The following is a 23,054-nucleotide window of genomic DNA, read 5'->3' on the forward strand; positions in this document are numbered from 1 at the left end:
GAACTCCAGCCTTCCAAGCTGGTAGCGTGGGTTCGATTCCCATCACCCGCTCCATTCATCTTCACAACTTAATAAGCGGACATAGCTCAGTGGTAGAGTATCGCCTTGCCAAGGCGAGGGTCGCGAGTTCGAATCTCGTTGTCCGCTCCAGAATTTATGCGCCCTTAGCTCAGCTGGATAGAGCGTTTGACTACGAATCAAAAGGCCGGGAGTTCGAATCTCTCAGGGCGCGCCACTTATGAATCAACGGGACGTAGCTCAGCTTGGTAGAGCACTTGGTTTGGGACCAAGGGGTCGCATGTTCAAATCGTGTCGTCCCGACCATTCATACGCGGGTGTAGTTCAATGGTAGAACTCCAGCCTTCCAAGCTGGTAGCGTGGGTTCGATTCCCATCACCCGCTCCATATTATCATTTTAACGCCAATGGGCGTTTTTTTTGTTATATAGACCTAAAACCTTATCGTGATTTTCGATTGATTGGTATTAGGCATTTTTTTATATGTAATGTGAAGAAGCTTCTTTCAGCGACTTTATAGGAACGGCACGGAAGGAACCCCAAAGACATCATTGATATGTCAATCTTAGGATATAAAGTTAAGATTCGAAACTCATGATACAAAGCCAATTTATCTCAAGTTCTTTTTCCTACCTTAAATCACTATATTATTAAGCATATTAATAATCCCATTGAAATCAAATAAGCTTCCAGCAGGGTATATCGTTACAAAGCTTTTAATCAATATTTGCGGATACAAGCTTTTCCCGTTTAATGGCTACAATAATGAATGGGCAAATGGAAATTGAAGATCTCAAGTATTTCTAAAGTGTAGCCTCAATGCAAAAGTCTAGAGTAGGTTCTATGTGAAGATTAAAAGTGGATGGATCGACCAAGGATGTATCTAGGTTAGATTTACATACAAATATTGAAAATGTATGATTTCCAATGATTTGTTTTGCTTCCTTTTAGGAAGATGATCGTTCGGATTCCCTGATATTATCATGCCAAATGAAGGTTTATCCTTTATGAAAAACGTTCTTTTTTTCAAAGAAAGTAAGGATTTTAGTCGTAAATTGTAGTATGATGGTAAGAAAGCCTAATTTCAGAGTTACTGAAATCAGATAGGGGGAGACGAATGACTGACTTAACGTTAACCGCGAATAAAGCTAATTCAAATAATCTCTTGCGGCGAGACGTGCGCTTCCTAGGAAATATTCTGGGTGAAGTACTCGTACATCAAGGCGGCAACGAGTTGCTCAATATTGTCGAGAAGATTCGTGAACTTAGTAAATCGCTGCGCGCGGTATTTTTGCCGGAGCTATATGATGAATTCAAGCAGCTGATCAACACGTTAAACCCAGAAATTCGTCACCAGGTGATTCGCGCTTTTGCGATTTATTTTCAACTTGTGAATATTGCGGAGCAAAACCATCGTATCCGTCGCAAACGTGACTACGAGCGTTCCGCAGGTGAGACCGTACAGCCTGGTTCCATTGAGAGCAGCATTCTTGAGCTTAAAGAGCACAAGGTAAGCGAGGCAGAATTGCATGACATTCTGTCTACAATCTCATTAGAGCTTGTGATGACAGCTCACCCAACGGAAGCCATGAGACGCGCTATTCTTGATATCCATAAGCGGATTGCTGACGATGTTATGATGCTGGATAATCCAACACTTACGTATCGCGAGCGTCAACAGCTTCGCGATAAGCTGCTGAATGAAATCATTACATTGTGGCAGACTGATGAGCTGCGTGACCGCAAGCCAACCGTGTTGGATGAAGTACGCAATGGGCTCTACTATTTCAACGAAACGTTGTTTGATGTTCTTCCAGAGGTTTATCAAGAATTGGAACGCTGTCTGGATAAATATTATCCAAGCGAGAAGTGGCACGTGCCGACATATCTGAGATTCGGTTCTTGGATCGGTGGCGACCGTGATGGTAATCCTTCTGTTGTCGCATCCGTCACGATGGAGACACTCCGTATGCATCGAGGTCTCGCTCTTCACAAATATGAAGAACGGTTGAAAGACATTATGCGTGCGTTAAGCTTTAGTACAACCATTGTTCAGATTAGTGATGAGTTGAAGGCTTCAATCGAAGAAGATCAGAAGAACATTACCCTTAGATATGTACCTACATGGTTAAATGATAAAGAGCCTTATCGAATCAAACTTTCTTTCATGCTTGAAAAATTGCGCAGTATCTTGGATGAGGATACTGAGGGGACGCCTCAGCGCTATCGTTCTGTAAATGAGTTCATTGAAGATCTTCACATTGTTGATCGCAGCTTGCGTCATCACTTTGCTGACTATGCAGCGGATACGCATATTAAGAAGCTGATTCGTCAAGCAGAGCTGTTTGGTTTCCATATGGCTACACTGGATATACGTCAGCACAGCAAAGAGCATGAGAATGCCATGAAAGAGATTCTAGCCAATATGAATATTGTGGCAGACTATAGCGCATTGTCGGAAGAAGAGAAGATCGAGCTGTTGAATCGTTTGCTAAACGATCCGCGTCCATTGACTTCTTCCTACGTGGAGTATAGCGAATCGACGAAGGAATGCCTCGATGTGTATCGTGTCGTATATGAAGCACAGCAGGAATTCGGCGTGAACTGTATTACAAGCTACTTGATCAGTATGGCTCAAGGTGCAAGTGACGTATTGGAAGTCATGCTTCTCTCCAAAGAAGCAGGTCTCTTCAAAAAGACACCAGACGGAAAGGTTACATGTACCCTGCAAGCTGTTCCATTGTTTGAGACGATCGATGATCTCCATGCTGCTCCGGGCATCATGAAGACATTGTTCGATCTTCCGATCTACCGTCAAGGTGTGGAAGCAATGAATGATCTGCAAGAGATCATGCTTGGCTATTCCGACAGCAACAAAGATGGTGGAATGCTTACAGCAAACTGGGAGCTGCAAGTTGCATTGAAGTCGCTCACCGCAGTGGCTCAGCAATACGGCGTGAAGCTGAAGTTCTTCCATGGCCGTGGCGGAGCACTAGGTCGTGGCGGCATGCCTTTGAACCGCAGCATCATGGCTCAGCCTCCACATACGATTGGTGGCGGCATCAAGATTACAGAACAGGGTGAAGTATTGTCGTCTCGCTATTCCGTCCAAGGTATAGCCTACCGCAGCTTGGAGCAAGCGACATCAGCACTTCTGCAAGCCGCACTCTTGGCTCGTACCCCTGAGACGAAGCAGCTTGATCCGCAGTGGGAGCAGTGGATGATTACGATCTCTGAGACCGCACAAGAGAAGTACCAGGACTTGATCTTCCGTGACCCTGACTTCCTGACTTACTTCAAGGAGTCTACACCGTTGCCAGAGATTGGCGAGCTGAATATCGGTTCACGTCCTTCCAAGCGCAAGAACAGTGATCGCTTTGAGGATTTGCGCGCGATTCCTTGGGTATTCGCGTGGACGCAGAGCCGTTACTTGCTGCCAGCATGGTATGCTGCAGGAACAGCCCTGCAAGACTTCTATAATAACGATCCAGAGAAGATGAAGATTCTGAAGCAGATGTATGAGCATTATCCATTCTTTGCTTCGATGATCGACAATCTGCAGATGGCACTTGCAAAGGCTGACCTGATCATTGCAAAAGAATACGCAGCTATGATTAAGGACAGCACGATCCGTGAACGCATCTTCAACTGCATCGAAGAAGAATATGAATTAACGTCGAAGCTGCTGCTTGAAATTACAGGTCAGCAGGAAATTCTAGATAATGTACCAGTTATTCAAGAATCCATTAAGCTTCGCAATCCATACGTGGATCCACTCAGCTATATGCAGGTTCAGCTTCTGTCTGAACTGCGCGAGCTGCGTGAAGAAGGCCAAGACGATCCTATTCTGCTAAGAGAAGTATTGCTCACTATCAATGGCATTGCTTCAGGGCTACGGAATACGGGCTGATAACCTCGTTCGCGTACGGTTAATGAAAGTAGATGAAACAACCATTGAGAGCTTTCTCTAGAGCTGCTCAGTGGAGCAATAAGCAGTCGAGTCACGCCTTAGAGCAGGACTCGACTGTTCCTGTGTTCCTCGATTAAAGGAGTTGACCTCATGAAGAAGAGCGCCATGTATTGGCTCTCCGTCATCTTAGTCCTTATTGGTGCTTGCAGCTATGGATTTGTCGCGACTACGGTTAAGCTTGCGTATGCGGACGGCTTCACTGTGCCTCAGGTCACGGTCGCAATGAGCACTACTGGGGCAGTCGTTTTATGGCTCATGGTGCTGCTTCGCCCGAAATCATGGCGCAATCCATTTGGCGGTGGTGGCTGGAAATTGCTTTTTATTGGGATCTTTGGGATGTCCCTCACCACCATTTTCTATAACACAACCTTACAGAAGCTTGATGCTTCTCTTGCCATTATTCTGCTGTTTCAATTTACTTGGATTACGCTTGTGCTGGATTGTATCAGCCGTAAAGTGTGGCCAAACCGTTACCAATGGCTTTCTATCGCGATAGTGCTGTTTGGAACGGCACTGGCAGTAGGAATCAGTGAAGAGAGCTTTGCGAGGTTTACCCTGTCAGGTGTTATCCTTGGTTTATTGTCAGCCCTGACGTACAGCTTGTTTTTATGGCTTACGGGTTATATTAAGACTGATCATGACCCCGTTATACGATCTGCAGTAACGCTGACGGGCGTGTTAATCGTAATATACTGCATTTACATTCCATTCATTGCAGGCGGGTTGACCATACCTGCATCTGTGGGCAAATTATTGTTATGGGCATTGCTTATTGGGACCTTGTCCTATATTATTCCGACTGTTACGATGAATTTCGGAATCCCTAAGATCGGAAGCAGCCTCGCTTCCATGATCTGTGCAATGGAACTGCCGGTCGTCACGATTGTGGCGTATGCATTGCTGAATGAAAAGGTCACCATGCTCCAATGGCTTGGAATCCTGTTCATCTTGGCCGGTATCGTCATTGCGGAACAAAAGAACACAATGAAATGACTGGTTAGACTGAGCAGTGAGGACGGAGGGAGAAGCGTTTGGACACGTTTGAGAAACGACTAGTGAAGCTGGCCCGAAGTGGCGATACGAGGGCATTCGCAGAAGTCGTTGAATTATATAAAGACAAGATCTTTCACCTAGCCTATCGAATGCTTAGCAATCGGCATGAGGCAGAGGACGTGGTGCAGGATACGTTTCTAAGGGTATATCGTAATTTGGATCGATATGATGAGAATCAAAAGTTCTCTACTTGGATTTATCGTATCGCAACCAACCTATGTATTGATCGTCTGCGTAAGAGAAAACCGGTCTACTCTTTGGATGCAGAGATGAACGATCAGGAGGGCGTCGATGGCTACTCGATGATACCAAGTGATGACCGTACCCCGGAGAGCTATATGCTGGTCAGTGAGACGCAGCGAATGATTCATGAAGCCATAGACAGTCTCCCAGCTAAATATAAGTCGGTCATGGTATTAAGATACTTGCAGGATATGTCTCTTCAGGAAATAAGCGATGTGCTGGATATGCCGGTAACGACGATCAAAACGCGCGTTCACCGCGGCCGCGAGTTTCTGCGAAAGAAGCTGGAGAGGAAAATTTGAAATTTTTGCATAAATAAGTTTGAAACGAAATGCTTGCCACAACGTATCGTATAACAAAAGACAAATGTAGATGGGTTTTGTGCGGGCTATAGGCTATCGGACAAGATTCATCATACGATCATAATAAAGACCCCATGAAAGGATTGGCTCACATGGATTGCAAACAAGCCGTCTCGTTAATGCACAGTCTTCTAGACGACGATCTCGAGCGATCGACTGCATTAGAGCTCAAAGAGCACATGTTGGGTTGTCCCGCCTGCAAGGAGCATTTCCGTCAACTAGAAGCCACGGAGCAGCTGCTATATGGGTTTAACCATCGCTTACAGACACCGTCGCCTGATCTGACGGATCGAATCATGAAGGTTATCCCTGAGAAGAAGAGGCAGCAGCCAACATGGCTGAAATGGGTAAAGCGACATCCTGCGATTACCGTAGCTGCCGTATTCGTACTCGTGATGATGGGAAGCGCCATGAGCATGTGGAACGCGGATCAACAGATGGTCGTGAAGGGTCGGCATCTTGACGGGGTCATCATTGAAAAGAATAAGGTGATTGTACCGAATGGCAAGGTTGTAAAGGGTGACCTCACGATCCACAATGGTTTGGCTGAAGTATACGGTGATATCGAAGGCAATGTAACAGTCGTTGACGGGAGGATATTCCAAGCATCAACGGCACATATCTCCGGTTCTGTTCAACAAATTGATGAGGCAATGAGCTGGATATGGTATCAGATTACCAGTCTGTTCGCATCGACTCCCTCACCATAAATAAGCGAATACAGATGAACTGAATAATTACAGCCGCTCTTCCACTTTTGTGGAAGAGTTTTTATTTTATAGGAAAGCCTAAGATGGGGAGAGATTTGGCTGATCGTTGTGAACATGATCGATGATCTTGTCACTCGTTTACAGAAAACGTGTATTTTCCCCAGAAAATCTGGGCGCTTGTTTACATATTTGCAGGGATTTTGCTTCATTTTGCAGAAAAGAGTATAGTTAGATATAGAAAAGTATCTGTAGAAGTATCTTATAAGGGATCACCGGGGGTACATTCATGAATTTGAACTATTTTACCAATTTGACTTGGCAAGAAGGCATCAAGGATCTTATTGATATTTTAATTGTAAGTTACGTTATATATAAGCTTTTAGTTCTGATTCGTGGTACAAGAGCGGTACAGCTGCTAAAGGGGATCTTCGTCCTAGTCATCGCTTGGGCAGTAAGTACTTGGTTTAATCTGTATACACTTGAGTGGCTCATGAACCAGATGTTTACGTTTGGGGTACTAGCGCTAGTCATTATCTTTCAGCCAGAACTCCGCCGAGCACTGGAGCAGATCGGTCGAGGCAAGCTCTTTGGCACCAGATCCGCAAATGAAATGGACGAAACGGGCCGCGTGATTGGAGAACTCATTAAAGCTGTTAATTATATGTCTCGTCGAAAAATAGGGGCATTAATTGTGTTCGAACGAACGACGGGCTTGAACGAATATATCGAGTCGGGCATTGCGATGCATTCTCGCATTAGCTCAGAGCTGTTGATTAATATTTTCATTCCGAATACACCGCTGCATGATGGCGCAGTTATCGTTCAAGGCGGGAACATTGCTGCTGCTGCATGCTACCTTCCATTATCGGAGAATCCTTTTATCAGCAAGGAGCTAGGAACGAGGCACCGTGCAGCTATTGGGATCAGTGAAGTTGGGGATGCGATATCGGTTATCGTTTCAGAGGAAACAGGCGATGTGTCGCTAGCGATCAATGGCCAGATTGTTCGCAAGATCAACGAGGAGTCTATGATTTCGAAGCTGTTCGAGGAGCTGAAGCCGAAGGAGAAGCGGGAACTGCGTATGTTCTGGAAACGGAAAGGTGAAGATCATGGATAAGTGGCTCATGGACAATACCGCCTCGAAAATCATTGCGCTAGTATTGGGCGTACTGCTGTTTGCAGTCGTACATAAGCAAGACCCAAATATCAACACGAATCAGCCCTTGTACGAGACCAAAGTGATTCAAGCTGTACAAGTAGCCACGACAGGTCTTGATGATAAGCAGTATGTCATTAAAAGCATGGAGCCTTCTAACGTGCGCATCCAGGTTGAGGCTTTGCGCAATCGGATGTCCTCGATTCTAACCGAAAATTACAAGGTGATATTGGATGTAGCCGGATATGGAGCGGGCACGCACACGATTCCGTTGAAATATGAGCTGCCTGAAGGGGTAAAGCTTGTTTCGATGCAGCCTTCAGCCGTTACGGTTCAGATTGAGGAAGTACAGGCGAAGCAGTTCGATGTGGTCATTAAGACCAAAGGAACGCCTCAGGAAGGCTATACGGCTGGAACGCCGATTGTTACGCCATCGAATCGCGTGCATGTCACGCTGCCTACTTCGGAGATGGATAATGTCCAATCCGTTAGTGCGATCGTCAATATCGATCAAGCCAATGAATCAGTCGTGCAGAAGCAAGTGAAGCTGACGGCTTATGATAAAGCTGGAAATGAGATTAAGGATGCGGTAATTGAGCCTTCTGTCGTTCAGGTGGAGATTCCAATATCGAAGCCGTTCAAGACGGTGCCGCTTCAGTTGAATGTAAGAGGCAACTTGCCAGCTGGCTTGGCAGTAGGCTCTGTAGAGCCAAGTGTGAATCAAGTGACGCTGTACGGGCCTCAGGAGGACTTGGATCAGATTGAGTTCTACGACGGCATTCAGCTGGATATGTCGACATTCAAGTCCGCAGGAACGTACAATGTAAACTTGAAGTTGACGCTTCCGCCAAACCTTGAGAAAATGGAACCTAATGCGATAGATGTAAAAGTCGTCATCGTTGCAGAAAAAGAACGCGTCATTTCAAGTGTACCTATCACAATGGCTGGTCTCAATGATAAGCTAAAGACAACAATTACGGAACCGGCTTCCCGTAGTTATGATGTCAAAGTTATAGGTGCGCCTGAGATTGTGGATGCATTGACGGCATCAGATATTCAGTTGATTGCCAATGTCAATGATTTGCCGCCTGGAAACCATCGCGTAACCTTGCAGGTGAACTTGCCACGATTCGTTCGGCTTGCGAATCAGACCTCCTTTACCGCGGTTGTACTAATCGAGGACCAAGATGTCCCGGCAGGCACTAAACCTGATCCTGATCCGAATCCACCTGTGGATCCCGGAACATCAGGAGAGCAAGGAACCGAAACCGATGGACAGGATAAGCCGTCTGACGAGCAGGAAGTCCCGCCAAGTGAAGGGGAGTCCAATTCGGATTCCTTGGGAACCGGAGGCAGCTGAGCTAACAGAAAAAGACTAACTTTAGATATAGAACATCATGGGTGAAATGATTCAAGGGAGTGGAGCCAGTAGGATGCTGGCTTCGATCATATCATTAGGAGATAAGGGGATTAAGATAAAGATGGGGAAATATTTTGGAACAGACGGTGTTCGCGGTGTTGCCAACCAGGAATTGACCGCTGAACTCGCATTCAAGGTAGGTCGTGCTGGCGGTTATGTTTTAACAAAAGAGGCGGCTAAGCCAAAAGTATTGATCGGGATGGATACGCGTATTTCAGGTAAAATGCTTGAAGCATCCCTGACTGCAGGACTGCTGTCGATTGGTGCAGACGTTGTCTTGCTGGGTGTGTTGTCTACACCAGCTGTTGCTTACTTAACACGCACGCTGGGGGCGGATGCAGGGGTCATGATCTCCGCATCTCATAACCCGGTAGAGGATAATGGCATTAAGTTCTTTGGCCGAGATGGATTCAAGCTGCTTGACGAAACAGAGCTTGAAATCGAAGCGCTGATGGATGCTGAGGTTGATGAGCTTCCTCGTCCGATCGGCAAAGATCTTGGTACGGTTACGGTGGATACAGAAGCGAAGTGGAAGTATGTTGAGTATTTGAAATCGACAGTTGCGAATTCCTTTGAAGGAAAGCGTATCGTCTTGGATTGTGCCAATGGTGCAGCGTTTGAACTGGCACCGCAACTGTTCCGTGATCTTGGGGCTGAAGTCATTACGATCGCAGCGGAGCCTAATGGCTTGAATATTAACGATCATTGCGGCTCTACACATCCTGAAACGCTTGCTGAAGAAGTTGTTCGTCAGAAGGCTCATCTTGGGCTTGCGTTCGATGGGGATGCGGATCGTTTGATTGCGATTGATGAGAATGGCGAAGAGGTCGATGGAGATTATCTGCTTCTTATCTGCGGTGAAGCAATGAACCGTGCTGGAAAGCTTAACGAGAAGACGATCGTCTCCACCGTTATGAGTAATATCGGCTTCTATAAAGGCGTTGAGAAGGCAGGACTTCATTCCGTAAAAACGGCTGTAGGCGACCGCTATGTCATGGAGGAAATGCGCCGTGGCGGCTACAACCTCGGTGGCGAACAGTCTGGGCATATCATCTTCTTGGATTATGGGACAACTGGCGATGGCATGATGACAGGTGTTCATCTCGTGGATACGCTTGTAAATTCTGAACGCACTTTGTCTGAAGCCAAATCACTTATGCGCAAGTTCCCGCAAGTATTGGTGAATGTGCGTGTTGCCGATAAGAGCAAGTATGCAGGCAACACAGCAATCGAAGAGGCAGTTGCTGCTGTTGAGCAGGAGCTAGGCGACAATGGCCGTGTTCTGGTTCGTCCATCAGGAACGGAATCCTTGATCCGTGTCATGGCAGAAGGACCTGATGTCGAGATGGTTGAAGAGTATGTGAACCGTATCGTTGAAGTGGTTCAACGCGAATTGCAATAACACGAAGCAAGGATAAGAATAATAATTTGCCGCTCGTCCCTAGGTGTTTGGGGATGTGCGGCTTTTTCGACATATAGACGTATATGGCGCCTGCAATTTCTTAATGGTCTAAAGGAATGTTGAGCGATGATATTGCCAGATGACGTCTCGTTGCATATAATAGTCATATTCCACCGTCTAAGTCGAGAAGATGTGTGCCGACATTGATCGATGTAACCAAGAAGCCGGTAGCGGGAGGAATAACACAGCATAAGTTTTGGTGGATGGTTTTGGATTCGAGAAGGAAAGGCAGGGTTGAACTGAACTTAACGTAAGATAAGCGCCAGCACTTGTACACGACGGACGGCAATTCGTGGCAAGTGGACGAGGTGGAGGTGTTCGAAAATGTTCGGCGGGGACCTCCCGGTGTATAACCAACACCGTAACATCACTTCGGAAAACAATGAGGCAACTTGTTGGACAACGAATGATGAATAGGTTAATACGAAATGCTTGCAGTTATCATTGGATATCGTATAAATCAAAAATAACAGACAGTCTGTCTACCAAGAGCATCGATCGGACACCGAGCATATAGGCTTTCTAGAAGTGGAAGCTGATGAACGGTACGGAATCAGAAGCGCTGGTTCCTTATGGCTCTTGGCTGAGCACATGACGAGGATTAGAGGTCTAATGTAGCGTACATTGATTTTTATCATGTGTCCTAGACCCTTCTTTCCGCATGAGCAATGAAGGCTGATGGCAGACAGCAGGATGACATGTACGGTACAGAACAATTGAATAGGACTTAATACCGCTCATCGATGTCTTAGCCATCAAGCCATACAGGAACCGCTGGTTCTCCGGTTGATGCTGCTTTGGAGCAGACCGAATCGGAGGCTAACTATATGTGTGGTATTGTTGGATATATCGGAACGCGTAATTCACAGGAAGTATTGCTTGAGGGCTTGAGCCGTTTGGAGTACCGCGGCTATGATTCGGCAGGCATCGCGGTTATGACAAGCGAAGGGCTAGAAATTCGCAAAGCGGAGGGTCGCTTGGCGAATCTGGCGGGTCAACTCGAAGGTGAGCCGCTGACAGGAGAGGTCGGTATTGGACACACTCGCTGGGCGACTCACGGCAAGCCTTCGGATGAGAATTCTCATCCACATACGGATGTGACAATGAAATTCTCGGTCGTGCATAACGGGATCATTGAGAACTACTTGGAGCTTAAGGAAGAGCTAATGGCTGAGGGGGTGGTATTCCGTTCGGAGACGGATACCGAAGTTATTTCCCACCTTATTGCTCGTGAGTATCAAGGTGATCTTGTTAAGGCGGTGCAGCATGCAATTCGACATCTAAGAGGGGCGTTTGCTCTTGGTGTGCTGACTGAGCATGAGCCAGACCGACTTGTAGCGGTTCGCTGCGCAAGCCCTCTCGTGATTGGAATTGGCGAAGGGGAGAATTTTATCGGCTCGGATATTCCGGCGATTTTACAATATACACGTCGTGTGTATATTTTGAATGACAATGAGATGGCCGTTCTGACGAAGGACGCTGTCGATTTGATGACGATTGAGGGCAACAGTATTTCTCGGGAAATGATTGTTGTCGATTGGGATGCGTTGACTGCAGAAAAAGGCGGATATGACCACTTCATGCTGAAGGAAATTAACGAGCAGCCGAAGGCATATCGCGACACGATGCGAGGCCGTTTGCGTGAAGGGTTGGCAGGTGTCAAATTACCGGAGTTGAAGATGATTACACATGAGCGTCTCTGCGAGATTCGCAATGTGCACATCGTGGCTTGCGGTACGGCTTATCACGCTGGACTTGTTGGTCGGAGCTTGATCGAGCACAATGTGAAGATTCCGGTAGAAACAGATGTTGCGTCCGAATATCGGTATCGCAACCCAATCATTACGCCAAATACGCTTGTTATCGTGGTGAGTCAATCCGGGGAGACAGCAGACACGCTTGCCGCTCTTCGCGAAGCCAAGCGCTGCGGAGCATCGGTGCTTGCCATTACGAATGTCGTCGGCAGCTCGGTTGCTCGCGAGGCGGACGATACAATTGTAACTTGGGCTGGACCAGAGATCGCGGTAGCTTCGACCAAGGCCTATACCTCCCAGCTCGTCGCATTCATGCTCTTTAGCCTGTATTGGGCGGAACAGCTGGAGACCTTGAGCCAAGCTGAGATTCGACATCAGCTGGCAGCCATTGAGGCTCTTCCAGAACAGGTGGAAGCGATTCTTGCGCAAGAGGATCAGCTGAAGCGGGTGGCTGAGGAGTTGGCGGAGCATGACAGCCTGTTCTTCATCGGCCGTGGTGTCGATTATGCCGTATCGTTGGAAGGCTCTTTGAAGCTGAAGGAGATCTCCTACATCCATTCGGAAGCTTACCCTGCTGGGGAGCTGAAGCACGGAACGTTGGCATTGATTGAGGAGGGCGTACCGGTTATCGCACTTGTGACCCAACCTTCACTCGTCGAGAAGATGATCAGCAACATGAAGGAAGTAAAGGCGCGTGGCGGCCACATCTTTGCGATTGTGGATCAAGCGCATAAAGAGCAGGTTGCGAAAGCAGCAGATGAAATCTTTGTGCTGCCAACCACGCTTGCACATCTAAACCCAGCGCTGTCCGTTGTCCCAACGCAGTTGATTGCGTACTACGCCTCTCTTGCGTTAGGTCATGACGTAGATAAGCCAAGAAATTTGGCGAAGAGTGTGACGGTTGAGTAAGGGGAAACACAATTGTATAGCATGTTGTAGCTTTATAAAAAAGTTTGATCATTATAATAAAGATTGATAATTTGTAATAAAGTTTGATTAAAAACATCTCACCTCTATAGATTTTAAGAGGTGAGATGTTTTTAATTGGAAATTTATGATGATATCACTTTGGAAATTGTGAAGAAATGTACTTATACTAACGGGGCAGTTTAAATGAAGAAGGAAAAAAATTGTTTTACATAGAAGTAAATAAAATGTTTTAAAAAATAATGGGGTGTATAAATGGTGGTTATTATTAGAAATCAAAAAAAGTGAATTTGATTTTTTGATGGATATGCTTTATGAATCTATTCATATTCCTAAAAATAAACCAAATAAAGAGGATTTTGATAAACTCAACACATATAAAAAAATATCATGAAGGTTGGGGAAGAAAGGGCGATACAGCACTAATAGCATTAAATACTAATAACCAAGCAGTCGGGGTTGTCTGGTATAGATTGTTTAACGAATTTAATAAGGGATATGGTTATGTAGACAGTAACACTCCTGAATTAGGAATAGCAGTGTCTGAAGAAGTTAGAGGAACGGGAGTAGGAACTTTGCTAATGAAGAAGATAAATCATCAAGCTATCTGTGAAGGGTATAAATCAATTTCCCTAAGTGTAGACCCTAAAAATAGTAATTAAGTCCATATTTATAAGAAATTGGGTTTTGGAGATTATGGAGTATCAGGAACATCTACTACAATGGTTTATAGAGTTTATGAACAGTAAATGATTTCTTGTTCAACTCCCATGAAAGAACTTAATCATCTTTCATTTTCTGTGGCGAAGAGCTTATTTTTGCACTTCATGGATGGCTAACGGGGCTGAAGAGTTGAAGAGGGTTACTCTAAATATAAAAGTAGCAAAGGGGATTATTAAATGGTAAGTAAAATAGAATTATACGAAAAAGAGTCTCAGGAATTCCAACCTTTTAAACACTTTTTTTCACGCATTCAAGTAATGCGGAAAGAATCCAGCTATGGGGCTGAAGTTGCCTCAAAATGGACTAATATTTTAAACCAAACTCTTGTAGATGAAACTTACCCAGTGATACATCCATTTGGTCAGGAGACATTCTCGTTATATGCAGAGTTCACGACTGGGGTATTTGAGTATACCTTAGACATAGACGGGGCTACTACATTTATAAAAGAAAAAAACATTAAACCCATAAAGACTTCTCCATCGAATATAATTGAAGCTGTTGACCAAGGTAACATAAATAAAGACCCAAACCGAATAAAACCCAATCATAAAAATCCTATAATGGTACTTCAGAGTCGATATTTAACCAACAACAAACCTTATTGTATCAATGGAAACCATCGTATATTTGAAGCATATAGAAATAATGATGAACAAATAGAAATTTATGTTTTTAAAGATTTGGAATTTGTTCCTTTCTTTTATGACATTCTAAGTAAAGCAACATATTTTTTAGAAATTGATTACCATAATGTAGTTAATGATAAAAGATATTTATTGCATAACGAAAATGGTGCATTTGCAAATGAATTTAAGTAGATACGTTTCTTCAACTAACGGGTGCTTTAATTGAAAATTTGCATCCAGAAATAATCAATCTTTATTATAAAAATCAAACTAGATAAATAAAGAACCAACTATTTTGATCAAACTTTGTTTCAAAACAGTTGGTTTCTTTCGTATATAAAATCAGCATTTGCAACTTACTTTTAATCGAACTTTGTTCAAAAGCTACAAGTGGAATCCTTTTTAGTTCGCTAAAGGCACTTTGGCCATAGCTAGTGCTACTATTAAAAGAAAATAAACCATTAGACTGAAAAATATAGTATTAGACTCGGAAAATAAAGTACTAGACTGGCGATAGTGTTAAAACTAACGAGCAGGATAGTTCAACAAATGGAGGTATTACCATTTAACAGATAAAAAATATTCTGCTTCATGTTAGTTAAACAATTTCAATCCTTCCACGATCTAATCGTCGGGTCCATTCAGGCGCGGTTGAATGATCCTAGCTCCGTCGAAGTTCGAGGTTTTTTTAAGCTGAATTAATTGGTGTAAAAAGGATATCCCACACACCTGGGATTCGATGATTTTATTTAGATAAGACCTGACATTCCCAGCCACATTCATGATCCCCTGCAGATCCGTATGTTTGGCTGCGGCGAGGGATTGCTTAAAATTCACAGTATCTTTTGAGTACACGGAGCTTTGCAGCATTTGAATCAACCTGATTTTTAGCAAATGAGATCCACTGTATCGACGATAGCGGTTGTTGGGGTCTCTATCCGCCGTTACATATCCTGCTTGCTCCCAGTAGCGGATCGCCGATTTGGGAGCCTGCGTCAGTTCGGCTGCTTCGTTGATGGTGAACGTCTCCTCGGCATACGGAGATTTATTTTCGTAAGCGTATATCCGGATATCCTGAATTAATCTCTATAATTTCTCTTTTTCCTCGTACAAAGCGACTTCTTTTTCCCTGATGATCCACAATGCATCTTGCGGCTTGTCTTGATGGAGACAACGAAGCACCTCGGCGGTCACTTCCATTCCGAATGCCGGAGCCATGGCTTGGATACACGACAGATAGGCTGTGTGCTGGTTCGTATAAATACGGTAGCCATTTGATGATCGTTCAGCAGGAGGTATTAGGTCTTTAGCCTCGTAATTCCTTATAGTACTGGCGCTAATCCTGAATTTAGCCGCCATTTTTTTGGGGCGCATTGTCAACTCGTCATCTCCCGCATTACAATAGATCAAGATTAAATAAGCATATAAGATTTTCTATAAAATGGCTGATATTCTTTCTCTTTTTTTGCTTAACCTTCGAATTTGCTTACAAGTTGTACAATGGAATTGAAATGAAGAGAAGGAGGCGTTCGTTTGTGAAGAAAGGATTCCCGCTTTTCCGGCAAGACATGTCGATCGAAGAAATAAGTGAGGTGTCCAACAGTTATATCGATTCCGAGTGGAAGTCCATATACGAATCCATGCATGAACAATTGACGGCTGCTTTTGTTGAAATCGAAGATGCGGCCTATGGTCTTTATTTGGATCAGCTTATGCCGTTCATATTCGAACAGCTGGAGGATGCCGGTTTCAGCGCTATGGAGAAGCTCGAAGAGAATGATTTCGTTATCGCAAAGCGCTTGGTTTTCCGAAACTCCCTTGAAAAATGGGGTGCGGAAGACAATAGATCGAGAATATTTTGGAACGTAATCCATGACAAGCAAGGCAACCCGATCGGCACCATACTCACGGAAATTCCCCATTCCCATCTGAAATTCGACATCCCTGCAGGTCATTTACTCGCTGCGGGAGAGTCTCAAGGAGCGGATCGTGCAATGAATTAGGCGAATTAAGGAATCTGGCTGAGTTCATTAGAATTGAGATGTATATTTCCGAAGGATGGAATCGATATGATAGATTCGAACCCAACGGATAAGTTATTTGTTGAATTTAACGGAACACGTTAGTTGAATGATTACAGCGGCAGTCTAAGACTTTATTTTTCAGTCTTGGTCCGCAGCTGCTTTTTAATGGATCAGTCTAAATCGTATTTTTCAAAAGCCGACGATTCATCAATTCAAAAACCATGTTAAATCAACGACCCCAGTCTAAAATTTTATTTTCACCGAAGAATTGTGTGGTGATTACAATGGCTAAGCGAAAAAGAACAAGTCAATTAAAAAAAAAAGATTAAGGATGGTCGGAGACAAGGTCAGGGAATCGATTATAAAGAATGGCTAAAGATTGATTCACCGTATGCATATAGATAAAGATGCCTGGATCGAGTTTAAATTAGGGTGGAAGGGTGCTGAATACGCCAAAACAGGTATATTTGGTTACAAATTATTTAAGCGTGGATATGTATCAAAGGTTATGGTACAACCAACATACTATATTTGAAAGTGGTTCACCTTCTGTCTCTTTTCCAGCTGGAATTTCAGTAGAGTTTGGTTTTGGTACTCAGAAAGAAGCAGAGAACATTTTGCGTCAGCCTCTATAAAATTAAGGTCGCAGGTAGTATATTTTAATATACTACCTTTTTTGAAAGGAGTTTTGCATTGAGGAAGTTACTTAACTTATGTGTAGTTATAGTTCTAGTCTTTGTTACTGGGTGCTCGCCAATTTTGGATGTCTCAGTTGAGTCGCTTAAATTAAGTTCTGCAGATGCTCATGTAAAGCAATGGTTTGAAGAGAACGCTAAAAGCAATGGAATATATCTTGCGAAAAGCAATGACAGTGTGTTCTATCTCTATATGAAATATTTAGATCCTGTTAGTGTCTCAATGGTCACAGGGAAAAATTCCATGACTATTGATACTAAACAAAGAAAATCAAACCAATCAGATCGAGATGGAGAATACAAAGATTTATTTTGTATGAAAATAAAAGAGAAATTACTAAATAGAAATGTTCTTGACAAAATTGTTCTTAATGGTCAAGTTATTAAAACGTCCTCTATTCCTGTTTTGACGACTCCCCCAAAGTAAAGTAAGGTGTAGTTTTAGTAAAAATAACCTCTTGGGGAAAAATTCCTGATATATAGAACAAATAAAGTACAGCATTCACATTATTGGAATGCTTATAAAACAGTTCAAAGATAGAAGCTAAATGTTCAGTATGATTCAACTAATGGGGAATATTGGTTTAATGAAACAGCGGCAGTAAGACACTAACTATTAAAGAATACTAGCCAGCTCTATATAATAAGGAGCGGGCTAGTATTTTTCATATACGCATCGAGATACTTTTAATCTCTTATCATCTCTAGCACTTGTTCATGTTTAATCTATTTCTCACTCTTGAAAGATGAAATGCATTTGTCATTTACACGCCGTGATAATCCTTTAGAGTTAGGTGAAAGCTACCGCTCATTTCTGCTCTACGGTAGAGAAAGTTCGGATAATAGCATCTGCTGCTCGCACGTATCCGCCCGCCTGCCGTAATGATTCACCGATCGTGCAAGCTTGCTGCTTATAGCTCCTATCATTTAATATCTGCAATAGTGCCTCTCTCAAATCCTCAGGCGTGAGCGTGCTAGGCTTGAGTGTGATACCACCTCCAAGCTCTTGCACTCGATTCGAGACTAGTGGTTGATCTGATGTTAAGGGAATCATGACCATCGGTACATCATAATACAAAGCCTCGCTTACGCTGTTCATTCCCGCATGTGTAACAAAAGCATCTGCTCGTTCAAGCACCTCCAACTGAGGAATATAGGGCCTCACAATAAAATTGTCTGGAATGCAATCTGCCAATGGTGTCATATCCGTATCTCTTCCTGAAGACAAGATAAACTGAAACGGCAGCTGTCGAAATGCATCAAAGCACAGCTTATAGAAAGCTAAATCCCGATTCAAAATCGTTCCCATGGATATATAAACGATCTTTCGGCTCGAATCAAGCAGCTGTTCAAAAGCAAATGGTGGGGCATCTAGACGGGGGACAATAGAGGTTCCCGTAAAAAGAAAGCTTTCATCCAATTGATCCGCTTTTGGCTGCAAATAGCGACTGGTATATATAATCTTGAGCTGTCCTGCATGCTTGGTAAGCTCCTTTATCGAAGGGACTGGAACGTTAAATTGTCTAGCTAATTGATGAGCAAGCTCCATCGTTGACGCATATAGATTTTCGACATCGCCTCCATCAACATCCTCGTAAGAGTCTTGCTCAGAGCCAAGCGGGTCGACAAAGGCAAAGGAAGCAATCGAACATACCGCAGGAATACCCAATCTCTGTGCAAGTATTGTACCTCCCCAGCCCATCAACGAATCAAAAATGAGATAGTTATAAGTGTCCTGTTCTGCAACTTTTAATGCTTCTGGGATGATTTTCTGAATAATCCCACGAACGACCATGTTGGCAAACTGCGAAGGGTGCTTATACGGAGCTGGTTTTAAGTCAGGATCATGCGAGAACGGGTCGGTCTGAAAAGGGTACGCTCGAAACTCCGCTCCAGTTTGAAGCACTTTATCACGATATTCTTCTGTACATAAGTAGACAACATGTTCCCCGCAGTCTATCAACTGCTTCACTAAACCCAAGGTAGGATTAATATGTCCTTCAGCAGGGATATTAACGACTAACACACGCGCCATACAGCCAAACCTCCAATTTAAAAGTGTTGTATTCAGACATAAATGCTGACGTGATGTTAGTACATGCTGCTGGATACACCCGTGTCACGGATAGGATCCTTTTTAGTAATACGGAAGGAAGTGATAAAGCTAAGGACAGCGAAAAGCAGCTGTAGGGATATCGCCATTAGAATGCCAGTCCCAATCCCCCAATTAAACGTCTCGCTTATCGCGACTAATGCACCGCCAATTCCAATACTTAGTGCGATACTAAAGGAATCGATGAATTGAAGGATGGATGAAACCTCTCCTTCTTCCCCAGGCTCAGCGTACTGCAACGCAATCGCTGCAGTCGTTGGATTAGCCAGCCCTGCTCCAAAGCCTATGATGATCTGGGACAGCACAGCGATCCCGATTCCAACACCTAGGCTAGCAATTGCGATGATAATGAGTGCAACTCCTACGATAATAAACCCTACTCCGCAGAGGATTCTTATTTTCCTTCCACTTCCATGATCTCTGGCATCAAGTACAGACTGCAGCCCAGCTGCAGCTGACCAGCTCAATGCTCCTGCCGCAACGATTAGACCCGCCAAATTTTCGGATAATCCTTTTACTTCGACAAGGGCCAACACGACAAAGCTTTCCGTGGCAAAGTAGCAGGCGACATACATGCCTCTTGCAACAATCGTTGCAGGCAAGCCTCTGGCAGCTGAAAAAGTACCTGCTGGAAGCAGCTTGCGAAGTGGCTGTGCCATCGTCAGAATGCCCGCTGCGGTAAGGAGGATCCCTTTCCAATCAGGGATCCAGCTAAGTCCAGTTAGCAGTGCTCCTGTGCCAATCGCGAGTATGATCGCATAGAGTTCTTTCATATTACCTTTTTTAGTTAAAGCAGATGCAGGTTGTTGTAAGGAACGAAAAGTAGGAAGTGTGAGAAATAAGGAGATGACGATGAAGGGGAGTACGATTAGAAATACAAGTCTCCATGAAACATACGCAGCAATGAGCCCGGCAATATAAGGGCCGATTAAAGCTGGCAACACGAAAGCCATCGAGAATGAAGCAAGTATTTTGGTCCGAAGAGAATCAGGATAACGAACAGCAACGCAGTAATAAACACATGTTATAAGCGCGCCTGCTCCAAATCCTTGAAAAGCCCTTCCTAAAATAAGCATAGGCATGTGGAACGATAATGCAGCAATCATGATTCCAATCACGAAAATGGAAAAAGACCAGATGATGCTTTTGAAGACTCCGTTTTGGTCAATCCGCTTGCCCATTACGATTGTTCCGATAATTTGAAATAGGAGAAAAGCGCTGAATATCCATCCATATAAATGGATACCCTGCAGGTGCTGTGCCACATTGGGAGCAACTGTAGTAATCGCTAATCCTTCAAAGGCAACAGTAGAGATCGCTAAAATAATCCCGATGGTTAATGCGCGATACGGAGCGCTGAAAATTCCTTGTTTTACGGTTTCTGTTAGGATTACCTCCTTCTATACTTGTCATAACTGTAGTTGTCTTAGCTGTAATTGTCATAACAACTATATCCCGATAAAAATGGAGGATCAATAGCGTATTAGGAAGCTACAGATCCTTTACATTGTTATATATAATCGAAAGCGTTCGTCTGAAATTCTCAACTTCTTCTTCGGTCAGACCAGCAATCGTTTTGTTATACGCCTCAATAGAGGGTTCGAGGATTTTATCTTTAATATCACGCCCTTTGGTTGTTAAGTATACACGCAGCGAACGCCGATCCTTCTCGTGAGTCGTACGATGAATAAAGCCTTTCTGTTCGAGCTTAAACAGCATGCGTGCAATGTTCGCTTGATCTTTATAAAGCCTTTCAGCCAGCTCCTTTTGCGTAATCCCTTCTGTTTCCCATAAAATGACGAGAATTTCCCACTGATCGATGGTGATATTGAAGGGGTCAACGACTTTCTGGTAGTACTGATAAAGCTTTAGATCTGTGCGGTGAACGACTACGCCAATGTACTTTTCTAACTTCAAGATGAACCTCCATTTCAGAGCAGAACATATAGTTGTTATGACAATTATATGGACACGCCTAGATGAAGTCAATCTGAATTTGGATGATCATGACTGTTTTTGCAGTTCAAATGTTAGGGCTTCTTCTCCATAATCCCCCAGAACAGGGAGTGAATCCACTCTTTGTATAAAAGGATGTATGTTTCGAATCGTATGTCAATGTTACAATCTCTAACCCAACACGTTCTGTCTCTTGAAGCAATTTCCTAACTAAGGATTCGCCAATTTTACTGCCGTTAGTTCAAAGAAGGACGCTCCCCGTCTTCGCTTTGGCAGCGTCCTTCTCACTAAACACCAGCAGCAAGGCTTTGTTTACGGTGTGAAATAATCCGCCAGCCCTTGGGCAATCGCCTTGGCAGCCTTTTTCTGATAGGAGGTTCCTCGCACAATGGATTCGTCGGTCGGATGGGTCAAAAAGCCGAGTTCCACCAGCGTCGCAGGTGCTGAATTCTCACGGAGCACATGAAAGTCGCCGAAGGATACACCATTGCTTTTCAAGTTGACACCATTCCCCAACCGATTCTCGATCGCTTGTGCCAGGTTCAGATCGCCAGACTCCGAATAGAAGAAGGTAAGCGTACCTGATACCTTCTTCGGCGATGAATTATAGTGAATGCTAATGAAAGCATCAGCAGAAACGGACTGCGACAACTGGGCTCGACTGGAGAGGGAAGGGCGCTCGTTGTCTTTCGTCCGAGTCATCGTTACATGCGCGCCGGCGTCCCGCAAATAATCACGCAGATACATAGCGGTCTGCAAGTTTATCTCTTTTTCCAAGGTTCCATGGGTGGAGCCTACTGTCCCCGGATCATCACCACCATGACCTGCGTCAACGACGATTGTCTTGCCTCTAAGACTGTCCCAGTTCGTATGGGTGCTTGAGCTCCCGCTTGTGGTTTCGCCGCTAATCGTGGAAGAACCAGAGAGTGCTACATAATCATCTGACACCCACCCGGTCATTCCGTTTGAAGTCTTGATCTTCAACCAGCCGGAGCTGCTGGATAGAATGGTAACGGTATTGTGCTCTTTAAGCGAGCCGACGACTTCATAGCCAGTCCCAGGACCGCTTCGAATGCGCAGTGAATCTGCTGTAACGGTTCCCACCGACGAGTTGTTAGCATTCGAGGGAGATGGTTTGCTTGAAGAAGAACTGGAGGCAGAGTTTACAGTAACTTTTTTAAGATAGTATCCGGCTACCCAGCCAGTCAGGCGTTCCGTCTGAATCTTCATCCAGCCGTACTGCTCGTCCAGTACCGTTACGACACTGCCTTCCTTCACCGATCCCTTGATCTTTGCATCTGCGGCAGGTTCGCTGCGGACATTGAGGGACGAAGCATATACTTTTGCGGAATAGCTCTCCGCGTGGATGGTATCGAAGACAGGCATAAAGCCAAGGATGGCCGCAAGGGCAGCAGTGAGCCATCCTCTTGAGGTAAGCCATGCTGGACGGCGACGCTTCTCGGAGCGTTTATTGGTATCGGATGTCGGATCCAATAGCTGAATGTTGTCGTGGTTGCAATTTTTCATCATCAGGCCTCGCTTTATACGAAAAATATAATAGGTAAGAAAAAGACAGACTTCGCTCTGTTCTGAATAGAGAGGATAAAGCTGTCGTTTTATAGGAGCTCTATTAAAAGACTAACATGGATTAATAAAAGAAAATATAAAATATATGAAATTGCTACCATCGTCTTAAAGAAGCGGGCCCTAGGAATCAGTTGCAATCTATCAGGGCGAATATAGGAAGTGAATCTTGTTCTCATCAAAAAAGAGGCTGATGCACCGTGATGTGAATCTCTCACCTTTGTGCAACAGCCTCATAGCTTTACATCTATTCGTA

18 protein-coding genes and 4 tRNA genes are annotated in these 23,054 nt (G+C 44.3%); 16 read left to right on the forward strand and 6 right to left on the reverse strand.

The window, feature by feature from the left end:
* Positions 1 to 75 precede the first annotated feature (75 nt).
* The 14 genes from I2H74_RS22730 to I2H74_RS22795 all read left to right on the forward strand — a co-directional run bounded on the left by I2H74_RS22730 (position 76) and on the right by I2H74_RS22795 (position 14,618).
* Positions 76 to 150 (forward strand) — tRNA-Gly (locus I2H74_RS22730).
* Positions 151 to 158: 8 nt separating this feature from the next.
* Positions 159 to 235: transfer RNA gene (locus tag I2H74_RS22735), tRNA-Arg, on the forward strand.
* A gap of 12 nt (positions 236 to 247) precedes the next feature.
* Positions 248 to 324 (forward strand) — tRNA-Pro (locus I2H74_RS22740).
* A 7-nt stretch (positions 325 to 331) separates the two neighbouring features.
* Positions 332 to 405, forward strand: a tRNA-Gly gene (locus I2H74_RS22745).
* 729 nt (positions 406 to 1,134) lie between these two features.
* Positions 1,135 to 3,927 (forward strand): phosphoenolpyruvate carboxylase, encoded by a 2,793-nt coding sequence (gene ppc / locus I2H74_RS22750; protein ID WP_195576541.1) that lies wholly within the window; start codon positions 1,135 to 1,137, stop codon positions 3,925 to 3,927.
* Between the two features lie 150 nt (positions 3,928 to 4,077).
* Positions 4,078 to 4,980 carry an EamA family transporter gene (locus I2H74_RS22755; protein ID WP_195576542.1) on the forward strand — a complete coding sequence of 301 codons (903 nt, stop codon included), beginning with the start codon at positions 4,078 to 4,080 and terminating at the stop codon, positions 4,978 to 4,980.
* 38 nt (positions 4,981 to 5,018) lie between these two features.
* Entirely contained in the window at positions 5,019 to 5,585 is a 567-nt protein-coding gene (gene sigW, locus I2H74_RS22760; RefSeq protein ID WP_195576543.1) for an RNA polymerase sigma factor SigW, read from the forward strand.
* A 152-nt stretch (positions 5,586 to 5,737) separates the two neighbouring features.
* Positions 5,738 to 6,355 (forward strand): zf-HC2 domain-containing protein, encoded by a 618-nt coding sequence (locus tag I2H74_RS22765; protein ID WP_195576544.1) that lies wholly within the window; start codon positions 5,738 to 5,740, stop codon positions 6,353 to 6,355.
* Between the two features lie 292 nt (positions 6,356 to 6,647).
* The gene (cdaA, locus tag I2H74_RS22770) at positions 6,648 to 7,472 is read left to right on the forward strand and encodes a diadenylate cyclase CdaA (RefSeq protein WP_195576574.1); all 825 of its coding nucleotides are present in this window, start codon (positions 6,648 to 6,650) and stop codon (positions 7,470 to 7,472) included.
* Positions 7,465 to 8,871, forward strand: a complete 1,407-nt coding sequence (locus I2H74_RS22775) for a YbbR-like domain-containing protein (protein ID WP_229506133.1) — start codon at positions 7,465 to 7,467, stop codon at positions 8,869 to 8,871. The genes cdaA and I2H74_RS22775 overlap by 8 nt, the downstream gene beginning before the upstream one ends.
* Positions 8,872 to 8,992: 121 nt before the next feature.
* Positions 8,993 to 10,333, forward strand: a complete 1,341-nt coding sequence (gene glmM, locus I2H74_RS22780) for a phosphoglucosamine mutase (RefSeq protein ID WP_195576546.1) — start codon at positions 8,993 to 8,995, stop codon at positions 10,331 to 10,333.
* A gap of 887 nt (positions 10,334 to 11,220) precedes the next feature.
* Positions 11,221 to 13,056 carry a glutamine--fructose-6-phosphate transaminase (isomerizing) gene (gene glmS / locus I2H74_RS22785; protein WP_195576547.1) on the forward strand — a complete coding sequence of 612 codons (1,836 nt, stop codon included), beginning with the start codon at positions 11,221 to 11,223 and terminating at the stop codon, positions 13,054 to 13,056.
* A gap of 332 nt (positions 13,057 to 13,388) precedes the next feature.
* Entirely contained in the window at positions 13,389 to 13,736 is a 348-nt protein-coding gene (locus tag I2H74_RS22790) for a GNAT family N-acetyltransferase (protein WP_229506134.1), read from the forward strand.
* Positions 13,737 to 13,973: 237 nt separating this feature from the next.
* Positions 13,974 to 14,618: a hypothetical protein gene (locus I2H74_RS22795; RefSeq protein WP_195576548.1), complete on the forward strand. Its 645-nt coding sequence runs from the start codon at positions 13,974 to 13,976 to the stop codon at positions 14,616 to 14,618.
* A gap of 432 nt (positions 14,619 to 15,050) precedes the next feature.
* On the opposite strand, the gene I2H74_RS24885 is transcribed toward I2H74_RS22795, so the two are convergent.
* The gene (locus I2H74_RS24885; protein WP_324254142.1) at positions 15,051 to 15,506 is read right to left on the reverse strand and encodes a MerR family transcriptional regulator; all 456 of its coding nucleotides are present in this window, start codon (positions 15,504 to 15,506) and stop codon (positions 15,051 to 15,053) included.
* 6 nt (positions 15,507 to 15,512) lie between these two features.
* Entirely contained in the window at positions 15,513 to 15,800 is a 288-nt protein-coding gene (locus tag I2H74_RS24890; protein ID WP_229506139.1) for a MerR family DNA-binding transcriptional regulator, read from the reverse strand.
* A 161-nt stretch (positions 15,801 to 15,961) separates the two neighbouring features.
* Here I2H74_RS24890 and I2H74_RS22805 point away from each other — a divergent pair, with 161 nt between their 5' ends.
* Together I2H74_RS22805 and I2H74_RS22810 are read left to right on the forward strand one after the other, a co-directional pair.
* On the forward strand, positions 15,962 to 16,429 hold the full coding sequence (locus I2H74_RS22805) for a DUF6022 family protein (protein ID WP_324254139.1): 468 nt from the start codon (positions 15,962 to 15,964) through the stop codon (positions 16,427 to 16,429).
* 780 nt (positions 16,430 to 17,209) lie between these two features.
* The gene (locus I2H74_RS22810; protein ID WP_195576549.1) at positions 17,210 to 17,572 is read left to right on the forward strand and encodes a hypothetical protein; all 363 of its coding nucleotides are present in this window, start codon (positions 17,210 to 17,212) and stop codon (positions 17,570 to 17,572) included.
* Positions 17,573 to 17,953: 381 nt separating this feature from the next.
* Here the strand turns inward: I2H74_RS22810 and I2H74_RS22815 are convergent, their stop codons facing one another.
* The 4 genes from I2H74_RS22815 to I2H74_RS22830 all read right to left on the reverse strand — a co-directional run bounded on the left by I2H74_RS22815 (position 17,954) and on the right by I2H74_RS22830 (position 22,744).
* Positions 17,954 to 19,180, reverse strand: a complete 1,227-nt coding sequence (locus I2H74_RS22815) for a macrolide family glycosyltransferase (protein ID WP_195576550.1) — start codon at positions 19,178 to 19,180, stop codon at positions 17,954 to 17,956.
* Between the two features lie 56 nt (positions 19,181 to 19,236).
* Entirely contained in the window at positions 19,237 to 20,649 is a 1,413-nt protein-coding gene (locus I2H74_RS22820; protein ID WP_195576575.1) for an MFS transporter, read from the reverse strand.
* 100 nt (positions 20,650 to 20,749) lie between these two features.
* Positions 20,750 to 21,175, reverse strand: coding sequence for a MarR family winged helix-turn-helix transcriptional regulator (locus I2H74_RS22825; protein WP_195576551.1), 426 nt, complete (start codon positions 21,173 to 21,175; stop codon positions 20,750 to 20,752).
* 351 nt (positions 21,176 to 21,526) lie between these two features.
* Complete coding sequence (locus tag I2H74_RS22830) at positions 21,527 to 22,744, reverse strand: N-acetylmuramoyl-L-alanine amidase (protein ID WP_229506135.1); 1,218 nt, start codon at positions 22,742 to 22,744, stop codon at positions 21,527 to 21,529.
* Between the last annotated feature and the right edge of the window lie 310 nt (positions 22,745 to 23,054).

This window comes from Paenibacillus sp. 1001270B_150601_E10 (assembly GCF_015558675.1).
GTDB lineage: Bacteria > Bacillota > Bacilli > Paenibacillales > Paenibacillaceae > Paenibacillus_B.

Bases quoted from the DNA above. Each gene is read 5' to 3' on its own strand.
- ppc (WP_195576541.1), top strand. From the start codon at position 1,135: ATGACTGACTTAACGTTAACCGCGAATAAAGCTAATTCAAATAATCTC.
- I2H74_RS22755 (WP_195576542.1), top strand. From the start codon at position 4,078: ATGAAGAAGAGCGCCATGTATTGGCTCTCCGTCATCTTAGTCCTTATT.
- I2H74_RS22765 (WP_195576544.1), top strand. From the start codon at position 5,738: ATGGATTGCAAACAAGCCGTCTCGTTAATGCACAGTCTTCTAGACGAC.
- I2H74_RS22775 (WP_229506133.1), top strand. From the start codon at position 7,465: ATGGATAAGTGGCTCATGGACAATACCGCCTCGAAAATCATTGCGCTA.
- glmM (WP_195576546.1), top strand. From the start codon at position 8,993: ATGGGGAAATATTTTGGAACAGACGGTGTTCGCGGTGTTGCCAACCAG.
- glmS (WP_195576547.1), top strand. From the start codon at position 11,221: ATGTGTGGTATTGTTGGATATATCGGAACGCGTAATTCACAGGAAGTA.
- I2H74_RS22790 (WP_229506134.1), top strand. From the start codon at position 13,389: ATGAATCTATTCATATTCCTAAAAATAAACCAAATAAAGAGGATTTTG.
- I2H74_RS22795 (WP_195576548.1), top strand. From the start codon at position 13,974: ATGGTAAGTAAAATAGAATTATACGAAAAAGAGTCTCAGGAATTCCAA.
- I2H74_RS24890 (WP_229506139.1), bottom strand. From the start codon at position 15,800: ATGCGCCCCAAAAAAATGGCGGCTAAATTCAGGATTAGCGCCAGTACT.
- I2H74_RS22815 (WP_195576550.1), bottom strand. From the start codon at position 19,180: ATGGCGCGTGTGTTAGTCGTTAATATCCCTGCTGAAGGACATATTAAT.
- I2H74_RS22830 (WP_229506135.1), bottom strand. From the start codon at position 22,744: ATGATGAAAAATTGCAACCACGACAACATTCAGCTATTGGATCCGACA.